We start from the raw sequence: 20,366 nt of genomic DNA, 5'->3' as shown, positions 1-20,366 counted from the left end.
AACACGACCACCGCGATGACCGAGGCCATCGCCGACCAGGCGGCTCGGGTCGCAGCGCCGGGGACGACCATCGTCGGGGTCACCCCGTCCTGGGGCGTCCCCTCGGCCGAGGGCTGGTACGACAGCTTCCTCAGCGCGGCTGCGGTGCTGGAAACCCTCCGGGAGCTCGAACACGTCGACGGGGTCGTGATGGCCGGGTTCGGCGAGCACGGTCGCGAGGGGGCCAGGGAACTCCTCGACGTCCCCGTGGTCGACATCACCGAAGCCGCCGCGCACACGGCGATGACGCTCGGTCGCCGCTACGGCGTCGTCACGACGCTGGACCGCACCGTCGGGCTCATCGAGGACAGCCTCCTCACGGCCGGGCTCTCGTCGCACTGCGTCGGGGTCAGCGGGACGGGGCTCGGGGTCCTCGAACTGGAGGCGTCCCCCGGACGCACCCGGGACGCCTTCGTCGCCGCGGCCCGCGACCTCGTCCGCCGCGGGGCCGAGGTCGTCTGCCTGGGGTGCGCGGGGATGAGCGGACTGGAGGAGTCGGTGCGGGAGGCCCTCGACGTGCCCGTCGTCGACGGTGTCGCCGCAGCGGTGACGACCGTGGAGGGGCTGGTCCGAATGGGCCTGCGGACGAGTCGCGCGGGCGGGTACGCCGCGCCCCTGCCCAAACGTCGCACGTCCGTGCCCGACGCGGTCCTGCTCTGACCGGCTCCGGCACCGAGCCGGGCACCCCGTCGTGACGGCTACTGTCGACGGCAGAGCCGTTCCCCACGTGGGGGTTGCGCGGTGTTCGCCGGAGGTCGCAGGGGTGGCACAGGGAGTGCGTACGGGAACGGCGATGCCCTTGGCGGTGCAGCTGTACCACCGGCTCCGCCGGGGCATCATCGTCGGCGACTACCCGCAGGGCAGCGTCCTCTACGAACAGCGCCTGGCCGAGGAGCTCGACGTCTCCCGGGTGCCGGTCCGCGAGGCCATGCCGCTGCTGGCCAACGAGGGGCTCGTCGAGGTGAACCCCCGGCGCAGCGCCGTGGTCACGACCTGGACACGCCGCCGGGTGCACGACGTCTTCGACACCCGCCTCGGCCTGGAGGTCGCCGCCGCACGCGGCGCGGCTCGCCGGGTGGCGGCGGGTGGTTCGCTGCGCGAGCTCGAGGACGCCGTCGCGCTCGCCGAGGCCCGGCTTGACACCGAGGAGGGCGAGTACGAGCAGGCCGACGCGAACTGCGCCATCCACCTCGCGCTCGTCGCGGCGGCCGGCAACGAGCTCATGGACTCCCTCATGCGGGCCGTCGGGGGTCGGATGACCTGGCTGTTCCTCAAGACCTCCGGCCGGGACCTGCACCAGCAGAGCGACGAGCACGCCGCGATCCTGGCGGCCCTGCGCGCGGGCAACGAGCGGCTCGCCGAGGCGCTCGCGTTCGCGCACATCGAGGCCGGCCGGGAGCCGACCCTGGCGACCCTCGCCCTCGAACACTGACCCGTCCCCGGAATCCCCGGGCCGCTCCGGAGGTTGACCTCAGGAGGAACCAGTCCCGTTCGAAAGGTCGCACCATGTCGTCGCTCGTGCTCTCGGTCCTGGACCTCGCCCCCATCGCACCCGGGGAGTCGGCGGGCGAGAGCATCGCCGCGAGCGTCGCGCTCGCCCAGACGGCGGAGGCCCACGGCTACCGACGGGTCTGGTACGCCGAGCACCACAACATGCCGTCCATCGCGTCGTCCGCCCCCGCGGTGATGATCTCGCACATCGGTGCGAAGACGACGTCGATCCGCCTCGGCGCCGGTGGGGTCATGCTCCCCAACCACTCGCCGCTGGCCATCGCCGAGCAGTTCGGCACCCTCGAGGCGATGTACCCGGGGCGCATCGACCTCGGTCTGGGGCGCGCGCCCGGTTCGGACGAGGCGACGACCTACGCGCTGCGCCGCGACCCGGCGGCTTCCGCGCAGTTCCCCGAGGACGTCGCCGAACTGCGCGCCTACTTCGCGGGTCAGTCGCGGGTGCCCGGGGTCGACGCGGTCCCCGGGACGGGGCTGAAGGTCCCCCTCTACGTCCTGGGCTCCTCGACGTTCGGCGCGCACCTGGCCGCTGCGCTGGGTCTGCCCTACGCCTTCGCGTCGCACTTCGCGCCGCAGCAGCTCGGTGCGGCGGTCGCGGCGTACCGCAACGAGTTCCGCCCCTCCGAGCAGCTCGCCGAACCGCACGTCATCGCCGGCGTGAACGTCGTGGCCGCCGACACCACCGACGCGGCCCGCGAGTCCTTCGCCGGGGTGCAGCGCCGGTTCGCGACGTCGCTCTTCGGCCGCGGCCGCACGTTCAGCGAGGCCGAGGTCGACATCCTCATGGAGACCGCCGCCGGCCAGCACGTCCGCCAGATGCAGGCCTACGCGGCGGTCGGCACCCCCACCGAGGTGCGCAGCTACCTCGAGGAGTTCGCCGCCTCCACCGGCGCCGACGAACTCATCGTCGCCCACCAGGCGCTGTCCACTCAGGCGCGGTTGCGGTCGGTGCAGCTGACCGCGGAGGCGTTGCAGCCCGTCGGGGTCTGACCTCAGCGCCGGTCCACGACGACCCGTCCTCCCTGGACCACGACCGGCAGGTGCCGGTGGGGTTCGGCGAGGACGCCGACGTCGGCCAGCGGGTCGCCGTCCACGAGGACCAGGTCGGCGTGGGCGCCGGGGGTCAGCTCGCCGATCTCGCCGGTCAGGCCCAGCAGTTCCGCGGCGACCGTCGTGGCCGACCGGAGGACGTCGAGGGCCGGCAGCACGTCGCCGCGGATGCGGAACTCCTGCGACTGGTGACGTTGCATGCCCCCCAGCAGGTCGGAACCGTGGACGATGCGGGCCCCGCCGCGGTGAGCCAGTTCGAGGGCGTGCAGCCCGGCGTCGAAGACCTCGGCGACCTTGCGCCAGCTGTCCTGCGGCAGGCCGAACTCGCGACCCTCCTCCTGCAGCGCCCAGTAGGTGACCAGGGTCGGCACGAGGAACGCGTCGTGCGCCCGCAGCAGCTCGACGCTGTGCTCGTCGATGAGGTTCCCGTGCTCGATGCTGCGCACCCCCGCGGTCAGGGCGTGCTCGACCGAACGGGCGGTGTAGGCGTGGGCGGTGACGTAGCGGTTCGCGGCGTGCGCCTCCTCGACGACGACACGAAGCTCCTCCTGGGAGTACTGGGTGGAGTCGATGCGGTCGGTGGGGGAGGAGACGCCGCCGCCGGCCATGACCTTCAGGTGGTGGGCGCCCTTGCGCAGTTCGTCGCGGGCCGCCACGCGCAACGCGTCCACGCCGTCGACGACGCGGCCGAGGGCCACGCAGCAGCCGGGGTCCTCCTGAGCGTGCTGCCCCGCGGTCCGGACGTCGCCGTGGCCGCCGGTCTGGCTGAAGGCCTTCCCCCCGTGGATCAGGCGCGGACCGGGAAACAGTCCTTCCGCCTGGGCCCGAACCAGTCCGTGGTCGGCGCCGCCGGTGTCACGAACGGTGGTGAAACCCCGGTCGAGGGTTTCGCGCAGGACACGCGCCGTGTGGGCCGTGACGTAGGTCGGTGCCCACGTCGTCAGTGCGCCCAGGTCGGCGGTGGCCGCGGTCACGTGCACGTGGCAGTCGATGAGACCGGGCAGGACATGCAGGCCCCGGGCCTCGACCACCTCCACGTCCAGCGCGGTGCGCACGTCACGACCGACCTCGACGACGCGACCGTCGACGGCGAGGACGTCGTGGTTCTCGAGGTAGGTCCCGGCGTGGACGTCCAGCACGTCCCCACCGCGGACCAGGACGGCAGCGTGGTTCACGGGTTCCTCCAGTGCGTGCGGTGCCACGCGAGCAGGGGCTCGCGGGCGAGGTCGGCCAGGGGTGCAGCCTTCAGGATCGAGCTCTCGTCGTAGGCGCCTTCGACGTCGAGCAGGCTGAGCGAACCCAGGGTCGTCCCGTCGTGGACGACCGGGAGGTTCAGGGTCGCGCCGCAGCCCAGCGCCTCGATGGCGGGCCAGTCGGAGAAGACGCCCGCGACGTCGGCGGGGTGCGCCCCGAGGAAGGTGCGTTGCTGGACCAGCACGTGCTGGGGCCAGGGCGCTCCGGGGGGCATGAACTTCTCTCCGCCGACGGGGTACTCCTCCGGGTGGGAGGTGTGGATGCGTTGCAGCGCGTACCGACCGGCGTCCCAGGCCAGGACGGTGAACAACCGCACGCCGACGAGTTCGTGCGCGAGGGCTTCGACGGGTGCGAAACCCGGGGCGGGCGCGACCGTCGTCTCCGGTCGGGTGCTGCGGGTCTGCGGGGTGCTCACGACTGGTCCCCTCCCCGTCGCTGTGCGACCGCTCGTTCGGCGTCGTGCACGGCGGGTGTCTCGGTGAGTTCCTCCAGGGACCGGCCGACCGTGGAGAGGCCGAAGACGAGGACGACGACGACTCCGACGACGAGCACCAGGGTGACCATGGTGAAGACGCCGCCGAACCCGAGGGAGGCGGAGGTCACACCGATGATGAACGGCGCGGTGATGCTGCCGATGCGGCCGAAGGCGCTGGACAGGCCGGTCCCGCTGGCCCGGATCCACGTCGGGAAGACCTCCGGGGTGTAGGCGTACAGCCCTGCGTAGGTGCCGTTCAGGAAGAACGAGAGAACGGCTCCGGCCAGGACGATCGTCACCGAGGAGTTCGCCTGGCTGAGGGCGAGGGCGCTCACCGACGACCCCACCAGGTAGGTCGCGATCGTGAACCGCCGGTCGAACCGTTCGTTGAACCACGCCGCGGAGAAGTACCCCGGGATCTGGGCCAGGTAGATGATGATCGAGAACTCGAAGCTCTTCGTCACCGTCAGGCCCCGGTCGACGAGCAGGGTGGGGATCCAGGAGAAGAACCCGTAGAACGCGAACGTCGTGACGAACCACATCGTCCACACGACGGCGGTCCGTCGGGCCATCGCCCGGCTCCAGAGGAACCGCAACGCCGAACCCAACGTGGGTGGCGCGTTCACCACCGCCGGGTCCCGGGGGGCGACGACGTCGGTCGGGACCGGCGGCAGCGGTCGTCCGGTCGCCCGTTCGACGGAGCGTTCCATGGCCACGACGACGTCCTGCGCCTCCGCGGTCCGGCCCCGCTGCAGGAGGAAGCGGGGGGACTCGGGGAGGCTGCGGCGCCACCACAGCAACAGCAGCACGGGGACGGCGGTGACGACCTGCGCCCAGCGCCACCCGTCGTCGAGGGGGACCACGAACCGGCCCAGCAGGGCGGCGGCGACGTAACCGAAGGAGAAGAACCCGGCGAGAGCGCCGATGAACCAGCCCCGTCGTTGCGCCGGGACGAACTCGGCCAGGAACGGCGCGATGATCGCGCTCTCCGCACCCGTGCCGAGACCCGCGAGGATGCGGGCCGTGACGAAGAACTGGAAGTCGGGTGCTGCGGCGGCGACGAGGGTGAAGACCGCGTAGAAGGCCAGAGCCCACATCATCACTCGCCGCCGCCCGATGCGGTCGGCGAGCAGACCGGCGATCGTCGCACCCACCAGGTACCCGATCGGCGTGGCCGAACCGATGATCCCGGACTGGGCGCCCGACAGCGCCCACGTCTCGCGCACCTCGGGCAGCAGGAAGGCGACGACCGCGCCGTCGAGACCGTCGAAGGTGTAGCCGAGGCCGCCGATCAGCAGGAGCAGGTAGTGCGGACGACTCAGCGGCAGCCGGTCGAGGCGTTGCAAGAGGTCCACGAGCACTCCTCGGGTGGGGCGTGGCAGGGGTGAAGTGACGCAAAGCTAGGTGCGTAGAACGGTTACCTGCAATAGTTCTTGCAAGAAATCTTCCCGTAACGTTCGACCGTGGACTCGCTGATCGACGACCCCGCCCCGGGTGACGACCTCGGGAGCTGGCTCGAGTCCTGCGCCCCGAGCGGAGGGTTGTCGGCGAAGTCCCGTGCGGTCGTGCACGTGCTCGTCACCAAGCCGCGCACCGCGTCCTACGGCGGGGCCGCCGAGGTCGCAGGACTGGCGGGAGCCAACGTCGCGACGGTGACGCGCACCGCGCAGGCCCTGGGGTTCGACGGCTGGCCCGCCCTGCAGCAGGAACTGCGCGCCCGTTACCTGTCCTCGCTCAGCGCTCCGCAGGTCGCCGCCGAACACGGCCGGCTCGCCGACCTGCCGGGGACCGCCTCGCTGCGCCGTGACGTCGACGACCTCGCCGTCGTGTCCCGGGGAGCGAGCGGTGAGACCGTCCTGGCCGTCGCGGCGACGATCGCGGCCGCCCGGCGAACCCTGGTGGTCGCCTCCGGCAGCTACGCCGGTGTGGGAGTTCCCCTGGCGCACAACGCCGCTCTCGCGGGGTACGACGTCCAGTACCTCGACGGGTCCTCGGCGGCGTCGGTCAACGCCCTCGCCGCCTGCGGGGAGGGCGACGTCGTCATCGCCATCAGCTTCTGGCGGCTCTACACGAGTGCGGTGCGCGCCGCTCGCGCCGCCGCCGCACGGGGGGCCGGGGTCTGCGTGATCACCGACTCCGCCAGCGGTCCGCTGGCCACGTACGCCGACCACGTCCTCCTGGTGCCCGCGGAGGGAGTGTCGTTCTTCCCCTCGCTGACCCCCGCGCTGGCGGTGGCCCAGGCCGTCGTCGCCGAACTCGCGGCGATCGACCCCGGGCGGACCCGGGCCAGCGTCCAACGCTCGGACGAGCTGTGGGACGAGTTCGGCCTGTTGGACCGGGCGCCGCGCCGGCCGTGACGGGTCGCGCGCCGGCCGGGGTCCTGACGGCTCGTCAGTCCTCGAACGGGTAGCGCTCGGACAGCTCCCGCCCGATCCGCCCCAGTTCCCGGCGCACCGGCCCCGGACCCTCCACGTCGAGGCCGGATCCCCAGCCGGCGAGGTGACGGGCCAGGTCCAGCGGGGTGGGTGCCGCGAGCCGGCACCGGGTGCGTTCGTCCCCCAGGTCCTCCTCGTCGGTGCAGTGCCGGCCGAACTGCTCGCGCAGCATGGGGAGGAACCGGTTCGGCACCACGACGGTGGCGGCGCTCAGCGCCCGGCGCCGCTCGACCTCGTCGACGACGCGCTGCCACTCGCGGGCGAGGTCGAAGTCGGCGGGGTGTTCGAAGCGTTCCCCGGTGGCCTCGACACCGCTGATCCGGTCCACCCGGAACGTCCGCCGGCCCGACCCGCCGTCGGCCACCAGGTACCAGACGTCGTCCTTGTCGACGAGGCCGAGCGGCTCGAGGAGTCGTTCGCTCGGGCCGCGCCGGTTCGCGTAGGTGAGGCGGACCCGGGTGCGGGCGACCACGTGCCGCTGCAACCGCTCCACCAGTGCGGGGCGGGTGCGTTCGGCGGCTCCCCAGCGAGCCGGGTCGACGACGACCGCCTCACCGGCGGCCTCGGCGTCGGCGCGGAAGGTCGCGGGCAACGCGCGGACGAGCTTGCGCAGCGCCGCCCGGGCGGCCGGGTCGGTCGCGGTCGGTCCGACGATGAGGAAGAGGGCGCGGGCCTCGTCGCCGGTGAGGCCCGAGAGGTCGGTGCGGGCGCCGCCGACCAGCGACCAGCCGCCCCCTCGCCCGGGCTGCGGGTAGACCGGGATCCCCGCGGTGGACAGCGCCTCGAGGTCGCGGCGGGCGGTGGCCAGTGAGGTCCGGAGCTCGGCGGCCACCTCCGCGGCCGTCACCCGCCCCCGCGACTGCAGGAGCAGGAGGACGGCTACGAGCCGGTCTGCGCGCACGTCAGGAGTCTGCCGTGGAAAGTGCTCAGGAGGTGAGCACTTCAGGCGCCAGGGTGAGAACCACGAACCACCCGAACCGATGGAGGACCCGATGTTGCGAGGGATGTCGACCGTGGCGCTGCTGGCGAACGACTTCGAGGGCGCCAAGCGCTGGTACACCGAACTGCTGGGCGTCGCGCCGTACTTCGACCAGCCCTGGTACGCCGAGTTCCGCATCGGCGACTACCAGCACGAGCTGGGCATCCTCAACGGGGAGTTCGCCGGGCAGCTCGGCGGGGTGCCGGCCACCGACCGGCCCGGTGGCGTCGTCCTCTACTGGCAGGTCGACGACCTCGACGCGGCGATCGTCCGCACCCTGGAGCTCGGGGCCACGCTGTTCCAGCCCGCCCGCGAGTTTGGGGAGGGTTTCACCGGGGCCTCCGTCGTGGACCCGTTCGGCAACGTCCTGGGGTTGATGCACAACGCGCACTACCTCGAGGTCCTCGCCGCCGGGACCACCGGGGACCCGTCCCCGGTCCGGTGAGCGACGCCGCCCCGTCCGGGAGGAGTCCGCGTGGGAGCATCGGGGCGTGCCCTCCGTCGCCCCGCACGCCCTCCGCATCCCCGCCTCCGCGATCCGCCGGATCTACGACCTGGCGCAGGGGATCGACGACGTCGTCTTCCTCAACGTCGAGGAACCCGACCTCCCCGTCGCCCCGCACGTCCTCGCCGCCGGGGCCCGGGCGTGGGAGCAGGACGTCACGAACTACACGCCCAACGGCGGGGTCGCCCCGTTGCGGACGGCGATCGCGGCGAAGCTGAAGCGGGACAACGACCTCGACGTCACGCCCGACCAGGTGTGGGTCACGGCCGGCGGGATGCAGGCCCTGCACCAGGCGATGTCGCTGACGCTGGACGCGGGGGAGGAGGTCCTGGTCCCCGACCCCGGGTACGTGAACTTCGCCATGACGGCGCGCCACGTCGGCGCGGTCCCGGTGCCCTACCGCCTCGACCCCGCACGAGGTTTCCGCCCGGACCTGGCGTCGTTGCGGGCGGCGATCACCCCACGCACCCGGGTGCTGCTGGTGAACTCCCCGTCGAACCCGTTGGGCACCGTCTACGAGGCGGAGGTCCTGCGGCAGTTGCTCGACGTCGCCGCGGAGCACGACCTGTGGGTGATCAGCGACGAGGTGTACGAGCAGTTCACCTACGGAACCCCGCACGTCAGCACCGCGTCGCTGGACACCGACGGACGCGTGCTCAGCGTGTTTTCGTTCTCCAAGACCTACGCCCTCACCGGGGCCCGGGTGGGCTGGCTGGTGGCGCCGCCGCAGTGGGACGCGTTGCTGCGCACCGCGCAGGAGGCGACGGTCAGCTGCGTCAACGCGCCCGCCCAGTTCGCCGCGCTCGCGGCGCTGGAGGGGGACCAGCAGGTCGTCGCCGACGCTCGTGAGCACTACCGAGGGAACCTCGAGGCCGCGTGCGACCTGCTCTCGCGCAAGGGGATCCGGTTCCAGCGTCCGGCGGGGGCGTTCTACCTCTGGATCGAGGTCGCGCACGCCAGCGGCGGCGACGTCTCGGCCTGGTGCGAGCGGTTCCTGGTGGAGCACAAGGTGGCCGTCGCACCCGGGTCGGCGTTCGGTTCCCAGGGTGAGGGGTGGATCCGGGTGTCGCTGGCCGGGACCCGCGACGACGTCGTGACCGGGCTCTCCCGGCTCCCGGACCCTTCCTGATCCGGTCGGGACCGGTCAGGCCGGCCGGGGGAGTGAGCCCCGGCCGGTCCCGATCCTCACCAGGCGTAGGCCTCCGGCGCGGGCTTGCTGCCGTTCGGGAACGGCGCCGGGAACAGCTCGTCGAGGCGCGCGAGCGCCTTCTCGTCGAGGACGAGGTCGATGCTGCGCAGGGACTTCGTGAGTTGCTCGACCGTGCGGGGCCCGATGATGGGGGCGGTCACCGCGGGCCGCGTCAGCAGCCAGGCGATCCCGACGTCCGCCGGGTCCTCACCCAGTTCGCGGCAGAACCCCTCGTACGCCTCGAGCGTCGCGCGGTTCTTCTCGATGCCCTCGGTGTTCGAGGTGCCCCGGCCTTCGTCGCCCTTCGCCTGCTTGGCGAGGACTCCGCCCAGCAGACCGCCGGCGAGCGGCGACCAGGGGATCACGCCGAGGCCGTAGTGCTCCGCGGCGGGCAGCACCTCGAGTTCCACCCAGCGCGACATGAGGTTGTAGAGCGACTGCTCGCTGACCAGGCCGACGACCTTGCGTTCCGCGGCGCTGGCCTGCGCGGCGGCGAGGTGCCAGCCCGCGAAGTTCGAGGAACCCGCGTAGAGGATCTTGCCCTGCTGGCGCAGGACGCTCATGCCCTCCCAGATCTCCTCCCAGGGCGTCGCGCGGTCGACGTGGTGCATCTGGTAGAGGTCGATGTGGTCGGTCTGCAGCCGCTTCAGCGAGGCGTCGCAGGCCTGGCGGATGTTGTAGGCGGAGAGCTTGCCGTCGTTGGGCCAGTCGGTCATGTCGCCGTACAACTTGGTGGCGAGGACGGTCTTCTCGCGACGCCCGCCGCCCTGGGCGAACCAGCGCCCGACGATCTCCTCCGTCTCTCCCTTGTGGCTGCCGTAGCCGTTGGCGCTGTCGAAGAAGTTGATGCCGTGCTCGTGCGCGGCGTCCATGACGGTGTGACTGTCGGCTTCGCTCGTGCGCGGGCCGAAGTTCATCGTTCCGAGGCACAGCGGCGAGACGCGCAGCCCTGTGCGTCCGAGGTGTCGGTACTCCATGCCGGAACCCTACGCGGGCGGCGTGGTGCGCGACAGGGGCCGCTGCGATCGTTCCCAGGTGGCCTCTCCCCGGTCGCCGTCAGCCGAGACGTTCCAGCCAGCGTCGCAGCAGAGCGCTCTCCTCGGGTTCCAGCGCCTCCGTCGGCGTGATCTCGAGGGTGGCGCGCAGTTGTCGGGCGGCGGCCGAGGTGCCCCCCGCGCCGGCGGCCGGGGGTTCCTGGAGCAACGACGTGAACACGGCGTCGCGCATCCGGTGCGAGAGCTCCGCGTCGAACAGTTCCGGTTGGGCGATCCGGTTCAGGGCGGCTCCCACGTTGGCCGAGAGGACCACTTGGGCGGCGTCGCGCGGTTCCGCACGGAGTCCACCGGTGGCCGCGACGCGGGTGAGGGCCTTCGTGAGCAGGTCGAAGACCCGTCGGCGCGCGACCGACCGGGAGCGGGGGCGCGGGACGAACATCAACTGGTAGAGCGCCGGGTTGGCCGAGGCCCAGTCCATGTGGTCGTCCCACCCCAGGCGCAGGTCGGCCACCGGGTCGGCCGATTCCGGGAGCTCCGCCTTGCGGGCCGCGTAGCGCTCGAAACCGGTGTCGGCGAGGGCGTCCAGCAGCCCCTTCTTGTCCCCGAACTGGCGGTAGAGGACCGGCTGGGTCACGCCCGCGGCCTCGCACACGGCGCGGGTGGCGATGTCGTGGTCCTCGGAGGCCACGAGGAGGCGCTCGGCCGCCTCCAGGATCGCCGCACGGGCTTCGCTGCTCATGTAGCGATGGTACGCGATAAGGGTAGCGTCGCTCCAGGGCGCGTGCTACGGTCGGTGTACCGACGATACGAACAAGGCGTATCGACGCTATGAGGAGGTTGTCGAGATGACCGACCAGCGCGTGGCCATCGTCACCGGGGGATCCCGCGGCATCGGCCGCGGCATCGCCACCACCCTCGCCGCCCGCGGGCAGGCCGTCGTCGTCGGCTACGCGGGTTCCGCGCGGGCCGCGGCCGAGGTCGTCGAGGAGATCACCGCAGCCGGCGGGAAGGCCGTCGCGGCCCAGGCCGACGTCGCCGACGAGCACGCCGTCGCGGCGATGTTCGACACCGCGCAGGAGACGTTCGGCGGGATCGACGTCGTCGTGAACTCGGCCGGACGGTTGTCGCTGTCCACCATCGCCGACCTCGACCTCGACGACCTCGACGCCCTGCACCGCACCAACGTCCGGGGCAGTTTCGTCGTCGCCCGCGAGGCCGCCCGCCGTGTCCGCGACGGGGGCGCGATCATCGGCCTCTCGACCTCCGTCGTCGGTCTGCAATTGCCCACCTACGGCGCCTACGTCGCCAGCAAGAGCGCCGTCGAGGGGATGACCATGATCCTGGCGCGGGAACTGCGCGGGCGGGACATCACCGTCAACGCGGTCGCACCCGGCCCGACGGCGACCGAACTGTTCCTCGACGGCAAGGACGACGCCACCGTCGCGCGGATGGCCGCGCAACCCCCGTTGGAACGTCTGGGGCAGCCGGCGGACATCGCCGAGGTCGTGGCCTTCCTCGCCGGACCGGGGCGGTGGGTGAACGGACAGGTCGTGCGCGCCAACGGCGGGATCGTCTGACGTCCCCCCACGTCCTCCCCCTCTGAAGACCCTCACCACGAAGAACCAGGAGAACACCATGCCCTTCGCCAACCTCAAGGTCCCCGCCGAGACCCTCACCCCGGAGTCGAAGAAGAAGCTCATCGACGCCGTCACCGACGCCTACGCCGACGTGTACGGCGAACGCGCCCGCGCGACCACCCTCGTGCTCGTCGAAGAGGTCGCCGACGGCGGCTGGGGTCTCGGGGGGAACGTCCTGACGGCGGAGGTGCTCGGCCGCAGCTGACGACGGCCCGCTACCGCCTCGGCGTCGCAGCCTCAGTCGGTCGTCGGCGCGACAGCGGACGTGGGCACGACGTCCCATTGCTCGACGATCTTCCCGCCGACGAGACGGTACAGATCGATGTGCGCTCGTCCGGTCCAGGGCTGTGCCGGGTCGGCGGTCTCGTGCCAGTGGACCGCCACCAGGTCGCCGTCGGCGGCCGTCCGGGCGATGACGGCCTGCTGACCGGACTGCAGACCGGGCGGATCGGTCGCGAAGATCTTCGTGACGACGGCCAGGTCGGCGTCCTCGGTGGCCCGGTCGGCTCGGTCCGGAGGTCGGAGGTGGGAGTCGAGGACGTGGTGGTGGAGAACGGCTGAGCCGCCGGTGCGTCGGCGGAGCTGCACCCTGAGACCAGCACGGCGATCGCGGCACCCGCGGTGAACCGCGCTCGGTGAGCGGTTCCCGTGCACTGCGGAACGGTGTCCGGCGCCGCGGCGTTCGGGCGAGGGCCGGTGATCCGGCTCACACGCCGTCAGGGCGTGACGGAGTCCAGCCAGCCGGACGGGAACCCCGCACGGCGTCGGGCCAGGGCCTTCGCCCGGGAAGCGGAGAGGTCGGCGAACGGCTCGACCTCGAGTTCCGTCCCGGCCCGGGTGAAGGTCCCGACGACGTTCCCCGCCACCACCACCGTCCCGCGGAAGATCCCGTTCCCGCCGGGGGTCACCCGCTCGGCGTGCCGGGGGGCCAGGACGTGCGAGCGGTCGGCGTAGCCGAGCAGGAACTCGTCGAACCCAGGCAGCAGGTGCAGGTCGCGCACGGCCCGGCGGTGGGTGGCGAGCAGTTCCGGGACCTCGGGATGGACGAGGTGCTCGACGTCGTCGACCAGGACCGCCTCGAACTCCTCGCGCACGGCGGCGAAACCCCGCCGGGCGGTGCCGAGCGGCAGTCCCGTCCAGGCGGCGAGGTCCACCGGGGTCGCGGGCCCGTGGGAACGCAGGTAGCGACGCGTCCACTCCGCCAACGGGTCCTCCGGCGTCCGTCGAGTCCGGACCCAGTCCCCGGCGAGCACGAACGTCTGTTCACGACCGGCCAACGGTCCCTGGCAGAGGGCGCCGAGGAGGCAGAGGTGGAGGAGCAGGTGGTACCCGCGGCCACCCGTCGTCGCCTGGCCGTGCCGTGCGAACTCGGCGAGGAGGTCGGCCCGGGTGGCCCGGCCCGTTCCCGCCAGGAACTCCGCGGCCACGCGGTGCGCGGTCTCGAGGTCGGCGTCGGCGATCCCCAGGTCCGCGCGACGACGTCTCGTCGCGGTGACCGTCCGACCCGCGCACAGCTCGAGGACCCAGAACAGGTCGGCCGCGGCGATCAGGTGCAGGGTGCCGCGCATCGGCCAGGACCGCACGACCTCGCCCGCGTCCAGCGCCCGCGCCAGGTCGGCCGTGGTCCTGGCCGGCGTCCGGACCGCGACGGCGGTCGCGGCGCCGCGCAGGTCCTGGGCCTGGACGGCGGCCAGGTGCTCGACCACGACGGTCGCCGACGCGAGCACCGGGACGACCCGTTGCGCCACCAGCCGCCAGGTCCCGACGTCGCGCGCTGCCAGTCGTGTCACCCGGACAAACTACCTGCGCACCTGACCCGGCCCACCGACCACCAACCCGCGGCGATCCCGGTCTCCTCCTCGGACGAGGAGTCCGGCTCGGGTCAGGGTTTCGGTGGGCTGACCAGCACGTCCTGCTCGGCCACCGTCCACCACATCTCGTGCAGCTCGTGGTAGCGGCTGCCGGGTTCCGTCCGGCCCTCCCACGGCTTGTCGATGATGTAGTGGATGTTCTTCACCTCGTCGAGGTTCCACAGCGCGGGGTGCTGGTGGGGGAGGGTCTTGAGGGCGTTGTAGACGTAGGGCACGGGACGCCAACGGCCGGCGAAGAACTCGTTGAGGAAGTCCTGCTCCGCGAACTGGTACTGCGAGAGGTCCGTCAGCCCGCTGAGGCGGGTCAGCATCGACGTGAACGCCTCGTGGTCGGGTTCGATGACGAGGAACCCGCCGTTGAAGTAGTTGTCGACCTCGTCGGGTTCCTCGGTGTGCTCGATCCCGCGGCAGTGCGTGTAGAAGCAGTTTTGCGGGGTCCACGACGCGGGGTAGCTGGCGATCCGGTTGGGGTTGCACCGGCAGGCGTGGCAGGCGGCGACCCCGCCGTCGGGGAGGTCGAGGTCGAACAGCTCGTCCATGCCGGCCACGACGAGCATGTCGGCGTCCAGCACGACGAGGCGCTCGAACTCGACCAGGTCCCAGGCACCGAGCTTCGTCCACACCTCCGCGAACCGGGCGTTGGCGTAACGCGCCTCGAGACGGCTGTCGGGCCGCAACGGCGGGAGTTCACGGACGAGGCAACCGTCGTCGACGAGTCGTTGCCGACTGGGGTCGTCGATGTTCGGGGTCACCATCACCACGAGCGGGTACCGGGTTCCCGAACGTCGCAACGAGGCGTGCAGGACCTGCACGCCCACCAGGTACTCCGGCTGCGTCAGCAGCGTGGCCCACGCCTTCATCGATGCACTCCCTGTTCGGTGCTGGATCTGTTCGGTGCTGGATCTGTGTGGTGCTGGATCGGTCGGTCCTGGTCGGGACGTGGTCGAGGAACCCTCGGTCGGACCCGGTTCGAGCGCAGGTCAGTCGAGCAGGCCGTCGGCGAACGCGTTGGCGAAGCGGTGCTCCGGGTCGAGCTCGTCGCGCACGTGGCGGAAGTCGTCCCACCGCGGGTACAGCGAACGCCAGTCGTAGAGCGGCTGCTCGAAGTACTTGCCCCAGTGCGGACGCCCACCCTCGGTGGCCAGCACCTCCTCCACCGCGCGGAGGAAGTCCATGCCACCCTCGGACAGGGTTCCGTCCTCGGCGTAGTAGACGACGAAACCGAAGTACACCGTCTCCTGCCCCTGCGACGGGCTGAGCCACGCGGTCGAGGGTCCGGTGCAGCGCAGGATGATCGGGTAGTGCATGTGCGGACGGGTCCGCGCGTGCCACTCCTTCAGGGCGGCGATGACCTCACCGGCACGGTGCAGCGGAACACCGATCTCCACGTTGATCTGCGGGGTCGCGATGCCCCGGCAGAACACCTGGTACACGTCACCGGTCACGTCGGAGAAGTCCTTGAAGCGGTTCACCGTGCGGTACGGCTTGCTGTCGGCGTCGGCCAGGCCGGTGTCGCCGCGCATGGTCGACAGGGCCGCGTCGATCGTGCGGTTCATGGCGTCGCTGGTCGTCTCGCGCTCGATGAGGCGCCCGCCGCCCGCGTGGTACTCACGCAGCTCCTCCTCGTCGGCCTCCTGCGCCGTCCACACGTGGACGAGGTTCTCGTCCGGGAACCACCACGCCTTGCTCATGGCGTGGTCGCGGTTCCACGTCAGCAGCTGCGTCTCCAGGCCGTCGGCGCTGACCGCGTCCTTGACGCAGGTGTAGACGAGTGACGGAACGGTGTGCAGCGTGACCGCGCTGACTGCGCCGAGGACCCCGAGGCCGAGCTGGACGGCGGGGAACGAGGGGTGGTCGCGGTCGAACTCGGCGACGGAGCCGTCGGCGAGCACCATCCGCACGCTCAGCACCGCGTCACCGATGGACGACTGGCGCAGGCCCTGCCCGTGCGTCCCCGTCGCCAGGGCGCCCGCCAGGGTTTGGGAAGCGATGACGCCGGGGGAGGAGGGCAGCATCCGGCCCATCGACGTCAGCACGCCGTAGATCTCCTGCAGCGACGTCCCGCCGGCGAACGTGGCGCTGTCCTCGTCGGTGCCCAGCAGGCCGCGCAGGCCGCTGGTGTCGATGAGCCGGTCGCCGCTCGCGGCGAGTTCCAGCATCCGGCCGGCGGACATCCGGGACCCGGTCAACCTCAACCGGCCCGCGCTCGAGGTGACCGCCTCGCGGAGTTCGGCCTCGGTGGTCGGCGACACGACGGCCGTCGACGGCGCGATGGTGGCGTTGCGGGCCCAGTTCCAGATTTCCGTCCCGTCGTCGGTTGAAGTGCTGCGACGGGGGTAGAGAGCCAAGGGGACGTTCATCGACGACTCCTGACGTGTGCGGACTTCGACCGGGCGGACGATCGGCCCGGGTGGCTCGGGGAACCTAACCCCCCTCGGGCCGGAGCGGCTCGGCGAGGACGCCGAAGGTGGCGCACGTCTCACTCCACCCTGCCCGCCGTGCGTCCGTCGTCCCTCTCGGCTACAAACTCCATGTGATGAACCCCGACGGCAGGACCGGTCTCCGCGCCGTCCTCTTCGACCGAGACGGGACCGTCGTCCACGACGTCCCGTACAACGGTGATCCCCAGCAGGTCCGCCTCGTCGACGGGGCGGTCGAGGTCTTCGCCCGGCTGCGTTCAACGGGACTGCGCACCGGAATCGTCACCAACCAGTCCGGGGTCGGCCGCGGGTTCATCACCCGCGAACAGGCCGACGCCGTCACCGCAGAGGTGGTGCGCCAGATCGGCGGGGTCGACGTCGTCCGCACCTGCCCGCACACCCCCACCGACGCCTGCCGGTGCCGCAAACCCGCGCCCGGTCTCGTCCTGGACGCCGCCGCTGCGCTCGGCCTGCGGCCCGACGAGGTCGCCGTCGTCGGTGACTCGCCCACCGACGCCGAGGCCGCCGAGGCCGCCGGGGCCCGGTCCGTGCTGGTCCCGGGCCCGCAGGCCGCCGACCTCACCGCCGCGCTCGACCTCCTGCTCAACCCCGTGCTCGCGAACCCCGTGCTCGCGAACCCGCTGGCCGCCGGGTGACCGGCCCGCGGATCCTCGCCGTGCGGCTCGACAGCGACGGCGACGTGCTGATGACCGGGCCGGCGATCGCCGCCCTGCGGTACGGACCGGACGGGGTCGAGGCCTCGCGCGTCGACCTGCTCGCCGCGCCCCCCGGCGCGGGCGCCGCCCGGCTGCTGCCGGGGGTGGACGAGGTCCTCGTCGCCGACGTCCCGTGGTCCGGTTACCACCCGCCCGCCCCGGACGCCGAGCCGCTGCTCGCGCTCGTCGAGACCGTCCGGGCCGGGCACTACGACGAGGTGGTCGTCTTCACCTCGTACCACCAGAGCGCGATGCCGATGGCCCTCATCGCCCGCCTCGCGGGGGTCCCCCGGGTGGTCGCGGCCACCGACGACTACCCGGGCAGCCTCCTCGACGTCCGGCACCGCCGCCCCGGCAACCCCGACGGGACCGGCGGGGAGCACGAGGTCGTCGCGAGCCTGGGCCTGGTCGTCACCTCCGGGCGGGCCGTCCCCGCCGACCCCCGGATGGCGCTGCGGCACCCGCTGTCGGAGCTGCCGGCGGACCTGCTCGCCGAACTCGGTGACGACCTCGCCGCCGGCCGTGTCGTCGTCGTCCACCCCGGCGCGTCGGTGCCGGCCCGGGCCCCCGACCCGGCGGTCGCCGCCGCCGCCGTGGCGGCCCTGGACGACGAGGGCTGGCGGGTCGTGGTCACCGGCGGGCCCGGCGAGGTGGACCTCGCCGCCCGGGTCAGCGCCGGACGCCCCCGGGTCGTCGACGCCGCCGGACGGACCTCGTTCGGGCAGCTCGCGACGCTCCTGGAGGCCGCCGCCGTCGTCCTCGTCGGCAACACCGGCCCCGCGCACCTCGCCGCCGCCGTCGGGACTCCCGTCGCGAGCTGGTTCTCCGCCGTGATGCCGGTGGAGCGCTGGGTGCCGTTCGGGGTCCCCGTGGTCGTGCTCGGTGACCTCTCCGCCCCCTGCCGCCTCACCCGGGCGCAGGTCTGCCCCGTCGCCGGACACCCGTGCCTCGACGTCGCCCCCCAAGCGGTGCTCGACGCCGTCGAAGCCCTGGCCACCGGCCAGGTCCCCGTCCCCCCGCCGTCGGCACCGCTGCCCCCGCAGGACGCCCGGCCCGGTGCGGAGCAGGCGCTGTGAGACGAGCGCACGAGCAGCAGCCCCCTTCCTCGAGCACCCAGGAGCACCGATGACCGACCCGACGCAGGACCGTCCCGCGGTGCGGTGGCTCGCCCGGCACCAACCGCAGGTCGCCGAGGCCATGACCAGCCTCGTCGCCCAGGGTGAGGTCCTCGACGGCTGGGCGGCGCGGCTCGTCGACGTCTACGCCCGCGGCGGCCGACTGCTCGCCGCCGGCAACGGCGGCAGCGCCGCCGAAGCCCAGCACCTCACCGCCGAACTAGTGGGCCGCTTCGAAGGCGAGCGGCGACCGCTGTCGGCGATCGCCCTGCACGCCGACACCTCCAGCACCACCGCCATCGGCAACGACTACGGCGGCGAAGAGGTCTTCGCCCGTCAGGTCGAGGCCCACGGCCGCCCCGGTGACGTCCTGGTGCTGCTGTCGACCTCCGGCAGGAGTGCCAACGTCGTCGCCGCCGCCGAGCGGGGACGCCGGTGCGGACTGCTCGTCCTGGCCATGACCGGCCCCGGTCGCAGCGCGCTGTCCGAGGTGGCCGACGAGACGGTGTTCGTCGGGGTCGAGGGCTCGTCCACCTCGGCCGTCCAGGAGGGTCACCTCATCGCCCTGCACGCGCTGTGCGCCGCCGTGGACGCGCACCTGCGGGGGGAGACGGCCCTCGCGGTCCCCACCACCTCCGGCACCGCCGCGTCGAGCACCGCCCCGCCCGCGGAAGCTCCGTCCGTGGCCCGCATCGTCGAGGGGGTTCGGGGGCCGGGAACCCGACACGTGGTCGTCGTCGGCGACAGCGTGCTCGACGTCGACCTCCTGGGCCGCAGCGACCGCATCGCCCCCGACGCCCCCGTTCCCGTCGTCGACCTCACCGACCGTCAGGAGAGCCCCGGTGGGGCCGGGTTGACGGCCCTGCTCGTGGCCGCGGGGGGCGCCGGCGTCGTCGGGACCACCACGACGCTGATGACCCCGCTGTCCGACGACGACGCCGGCCGACGCCTGCGAGCCGGTCTGGAGGACGCGGCGCACCCCGTCACCGTCGTCGGGCTCGGTCACCGCGGTGCGACCCGCACCAAGACCCGTGTCCGGGTCGCGGGGCAGTCCCTCGTCCGCCTCGACGAGGGCGGTCCGGGCACCCCCGAGGCGGTCGACGCCGGCGTCCTGGCCGCCGTGCTCGCGACCGCGGACGTCGTGCTGGTCAGCGACTACGGCGCCGGCACGACCCACGACCCCGTCGTCCGTGCCGCGCTCACCGAGGTCGCCCGCCGGGTGCCGGTGGTCTGGGACCCGCACCCCCGCGGCGGCGACCCCGTCCCGGGCTGCGCGCTCGTCTCCCCGAACCTGTCCGAGGCGAAGGCCGCAGCCGGGTCGCCCTCCCCGACCGCGCCCGACGAGCTGGCCGAGCACCTCGCCACCCGGTGGGGCGTGCAGGGCGTCGTCGTCACCACGGGTGCGCAGGGTGCGTGGCTCGCGGCGCCGGGCACCGAGGCGATGTTCGTCCCCGCGCCCGTCGTGGCCGTCGGTGATCCCTGCGGCGCCGGCGACCGGTTCGCGGCCTCGGCGGCCCTGTCGCTAGCCGCGGGGCGGTTGCCGTCGCAGGCCGTGGTCACAGCGGTGCAGGACGCCTCGGCGTGGGTCGCGGCGGGGGGCGCCGCCGGCTGGCGGGCCGCCCAGCACCAGCTCCCCGCCGACCCGGCGCCCGTGGCGGGTGGGTCGGCGGACGCCGTCGCGCGGGTGAGGGCCGCGGGCGGGACCGTCGTGGCCACCGGCGGGTGCTTCGACGTCCTGCACGCCGGGCACGTCGCCTGCCTGGAGGCGGCCCGGCGGCTCGGTGACACCCTCGTCGTCCTGCTGAACTCCGACGCCTCCGTGCGGCGGCTCAAGGGCCCCGGGCGCCCGGTCAACGACCAGGTCGACCGGGCCCGGGTCATCGCGGCGCTGGACTGCGTCGACGCCGTGGTGGTCTTCGACGAGGACGACCCGAGGGAGGCCCTCGCCGCGCTGCAGCCCGACGTGTGGGCCAAGGGCGGTGACTACGGCGGGGCGGAACTGCTCGAGGCGCCGCTGGTGCGGAGCTGGGGCGGACGCGTCGTCCTGCTGCCGTACCTCGCGGGCCGGTCCACCACCCTCACCCTCGCGCGGGGCGCCGCGCTGCCCACCGGCCCGGCGGGCGAGCACTGACGACCGCCCCCGGCCTCGGCGACCACCCCCTCCGCGATCTCGTACC

Annotated in this window: 21 protein-coding genes; 11 read left to right on the top strand and 10 right to left on the bottom strand. The window is 72.9% G+C overall.

Annotation, left to right across the window (positions count from 1 at the left end; all coding sequences use genetic code 11):
* Positions 1-15 precede the first annotated feature (15 nt).
* From AC0I8G_RS05055 to AC0I8G_RS05045, 3 genes are all read left to right on the top strand, one after another.
* A complete protein-coding gene (locus tag AC0I8G_RS05055; protein WP_471728974.1) occupies positions 16-699 on the top strand; it encodes an aspartate/glutamate racemase family protein in 684 nt (227 codons plus the stop codon).
* Between the two features lie 133 nt (positions 700-832).
* A complete protein-coding gene (locus tag AC0I8G_RS05050; RefSeq protein WP_471728947.1) occupies positions 833-1,471 on the top strand; it encodes a GntR family transcriptional regulator in 639 nt (212 codons plus the stop codon).
* Between the two features lie 74 nt (positions 1,472-1,545).
* Positions 1,546-2,538, top strand: coding sequence for an LLM class flavin-dependent oxidoreductase (locus AC0I8G_RS05045; protein WP_471728946.1), 993 nt, complete (start codon positions 1,546-1,548; stop codon positions 2,536-2,538).
* Between the two features lie 2 nt (positions 2,539-2,540).
* On the opposite strand, the gene AC0I8G_RS05040 is transcribed toward AC0I8G_RS05045, so the two are convergent.
* Genes AC0I8G_RS05040 through AC0I8G_RS05030 form a run of 3 tightly spaced genes read right to left on the bottom strand, consistent with a single transcriptional unit; the run spans position 2,541 to position 5,682 of the window.
* Positions 2,541-3,773, bottom strand: coding sequence for a metal-dependent hydrolase family protein (locus AC0I8G_RS05040; protein WP_471728945.1), 1,233 nt, complete (start codon positions 3,771-3,773; stop codon positions 2,541-2,543).
* Positions 3,770-4,267, bottom strand: coding sequence for a GAF domain-containing protein (locus AC0I8G_RS05035; protein ID WP_471728944.1), 498 nt, complete (start codon positions 4,265-4,267; stop codon positions 3,770-3,772). Before AC0I8G_RS05035 ends, AC0I8G_RS05040 begins: the two co-directional genes overlap by 4 nt.
* Complete coding sequence (locus AC0I8G_RS05030) at positions 4,264-5,682, bottom strand: MFS transporter (protein WP_471728943.1); 1,419 nt, start codon at positions 5,680-5,682, stop codon at positions 4,264-4,266. The genes AC0I8G_RS05035 and AC0I8G_RS05030 overlap by 4 nt, the downstream gene beginning before the upstream one ends.
* A 108-nt stretch (positions 5,683-5,790) precedes the next feature.
* On the opposite strand from AC0I8G_RS05030, the gene AC0I8G_RS05025 reads away from it, so the two are divergent.
* A complete protein-coding gene (locus AC0I8G_RS05025) occupies positions 5,791-6,684 on the top strand; it encodes a MurR/RpiR family transcriptional regulator (protein WP_471728942.1) in 894 nt (297 codons plus the stop codon).
* A gap of 34 nt (positions 6,685-6,718) precedes the next feature.
* Here the strand turns inward: AC0I8G_RS05025 and AC0I8G_RS05020 are convergent, their stop codons facing one another.
* Complete coding sequence (locus tag AC0I8G_RS05020) at positions 6,719-7,663, bottom strand: helix-turn-helix transcriptional regulator (protein WP_471728941.1); 945 nt, start codon at positions 7,661-7,663, stop codon at positions 6,719-6,721.
* A 91-nt stretch (positions 7,664-7,754) separates the two neighbouring features.
* On the opposite strand from AC0I8G_RS05020, the gene AC0I8G_RS05015 reads away from it, so the two are divergent.
* Both AC0I8G_RS05015 and AC0I8G_RS05010 read left to right on the top strand, forming a co-directional pair.
* Positions 7,755-8,186: a VOC family protein gene (locus AC0I8G_RS05015; RefSeq protein WP_471728973.1), complete on the top strand. Its 432-nt coding sequence runs from the start codon at positions 7,755-7,757 to the stop codon at positions 8,184-8,186.
* A gap of 46 nt (positions 8,187-8,232) precedes the next feature.
* On the top strand, positions 8,233-9,375 hold the full coding sequence (locus AC0I8G_RS05010; protein WP_471728940.1) for a pyridoxal phosphate-dependent aminotransferase: 1,143 nt from the start codon (positions 8,233-8,235) through the stop codon (positions 9,373-9,375).
* Positions 9,376-9,431: 56 nt separating this feature from the next.
* On the opposite strand, the gene AC0I8G_RS05005 is transcribed toward AC0I8G_RS05010, so the two are convergent.
* Positions 9,432-10,412: an aldo/keto reductase gene (locus AC0I8G_RS05005; RefSeq protein WP_380261911.1), complete on the bottom strand. Its 981-nt coding sequence runs from the start codon at positions 10,410-10,412 to the stop codon at positions 9,432-9,434.
* A 79-nt stretch (positions 10,413-10,491) separates the two neighbouring features.
* Positions 10,492-11,169: a TetR/AcrR family transcriptional regulator gene (locus AC0I8G_RS05000; RefSeq protein WP_471728939.1), complete on the bottom strand. Its 678-nt coding sequence runs from the start codon at positions 11,167-11,169 to the stop codon at positions 10,492-10,494.
* Between the two features lie 106 nt (positions 11,170-11,275).
* On the opposite strand from AC0I8G_RS05000, the gene AC0I8G_RS04995 reads away from it, so the two are divergent.
* On the top strand, positions 11,276-12,007 hold the full coding sequence (locus AC0I8G_RS04995; protein ID WP_471728938.1) for an SDR family oxidoreductase: 732 nt from the start codon (positions 11,276-11,278) through the stop codon (positions 12,005-12,007).
* Positions 12,008-12,065: 58 nt separating this feature from the next.
* Positions 12,066-12,272, top strand: coding sequence for a 4-oxalocrotonate tautomerase family protein (locus tag AC0I8G_RS04990; RefSeq protein ID WP_380261905.1), 207 nt, complete (start codon positions 12,066-12,068; stop codon positions 12,270-12,272).
* Positions 12,273-12,304: 32 nt separating this feature from the next.
* On the opposite strand, the gene AC0I8G_RS04985 is transcribed toward AC0I8G_RS04990, so the two are convergent.
* The 4 genes from AC0I8G_RS04985 to AC0I8G_RS04970 all read right to left on the bottom strand — a co-directional run bounded on the left by AC0I8G_RS04985 (position 12,305) and on the right by AC0I8G_RS04970 (position 16,298).
* Positions 12,305-12,655: a hypothetical protein gene (locus tag AC0I8G_RS04985; RefSeq protein WP_471728937.1), complete on the bottom strand. Its 351-nt coding sequence runs from the start codon at positions 12,653-12,655 to the stop codon at positions 12,305-12,307.
* A gap of 128 nt (positions 12,656-12,783) precedes the next feature.
* Positions 12,784-13,857 (bottom strand): winged helix DNA-binding domain-containing protein, encoded by a 1,074-nt coding sequence (locus AC0I8G_RS04980; protein ID WP_471728936.1) that lies wholly within the window; start codon positions 13,855-13,857, stop codon positions 12,784-12,786.
* Positions 13,858-13,949: 92 nt separating this feature from the next.
* A complete protein-coding gene (locus AC0I8G_RS04975) occupies positions 13,950-14,798 on the bottom strand; it encodes a glycosyltransferase family 8 protein (RefSeq protein WP_471728935.1) in 849 nt (282 codons plus the stop codon).
* Between the two features lie 120 nt (positions 14,799-14,918).
* Positions 14,919-16,298 (bottom strand): D-arabinono-1,4-lactone oxidase, encoded by a 1,380-nt coding sequence (locus AC0I8G_RS04970; protein WP_471728934.1) that lies wholly within the window; start codon positions 16,296-16,298, stop codon positions 14,919-14,921.
* A 176-nt stretch (positions 16,299-16,474) separates the two neighbouring features.
* On the opposite strand from AC0I8G_RS04970, the gene AC0I8G_RS04965 reads away from it, so the two are divergent.
* Genes AC0I8G_RS04965 through AC0I8G_RS04955 form a run of 3 tightly spaced genes read left to right on the top strand, consistent with a single transcriptional unit; the run spans position 16,475 to position 20,320 of the window.
* Positions 16,475-17,014: a D-glycero-alpha-D-manno-heptose-1,7-bisphosphate 7-phosphatase gene (locus AC0I8G_RS04965; protein ID WP_471728933.1), complete on the top strand. Its 540-nt coding sequence runs from the start codon at positions 16,475-16,477 to the stop codon at positions 17,012-17,014.
* A gap of 20 nt (positions 17,015-17,034) precedes the next feature.
* Positions 17,035-18,150, top strand: a complete 1,116-nt coding sequence (locus AC0I8G_RS04960) for a glycosyltransferase family 9 protein (RefSeq protein ID WP_471728932.1) — start codon at positions 17,035-17,037, stop codon at positions 18,148-18,150.
* 49 nt (positions 18,151-18,199) lie between these two features.
* Complete coding sequence (locus AC0I8G_RS04955) at positions 18,200-20,320, top strand: PfkB family carbohydrate kinase (protein ID WP_471728931.1); 2,121 nt, start codon at positions 18,200-18,202, stop codon at positions 20,318-20,320.
* Positions 20,321-20,366 lie beyond the last annotated feature (46 nt).

This window comes from Kineococcus sp. AC630 (assembly GCF_979255925.1).
This window is presented reverse-complemented; position numbering and strand designations above follow the sequence as displayed.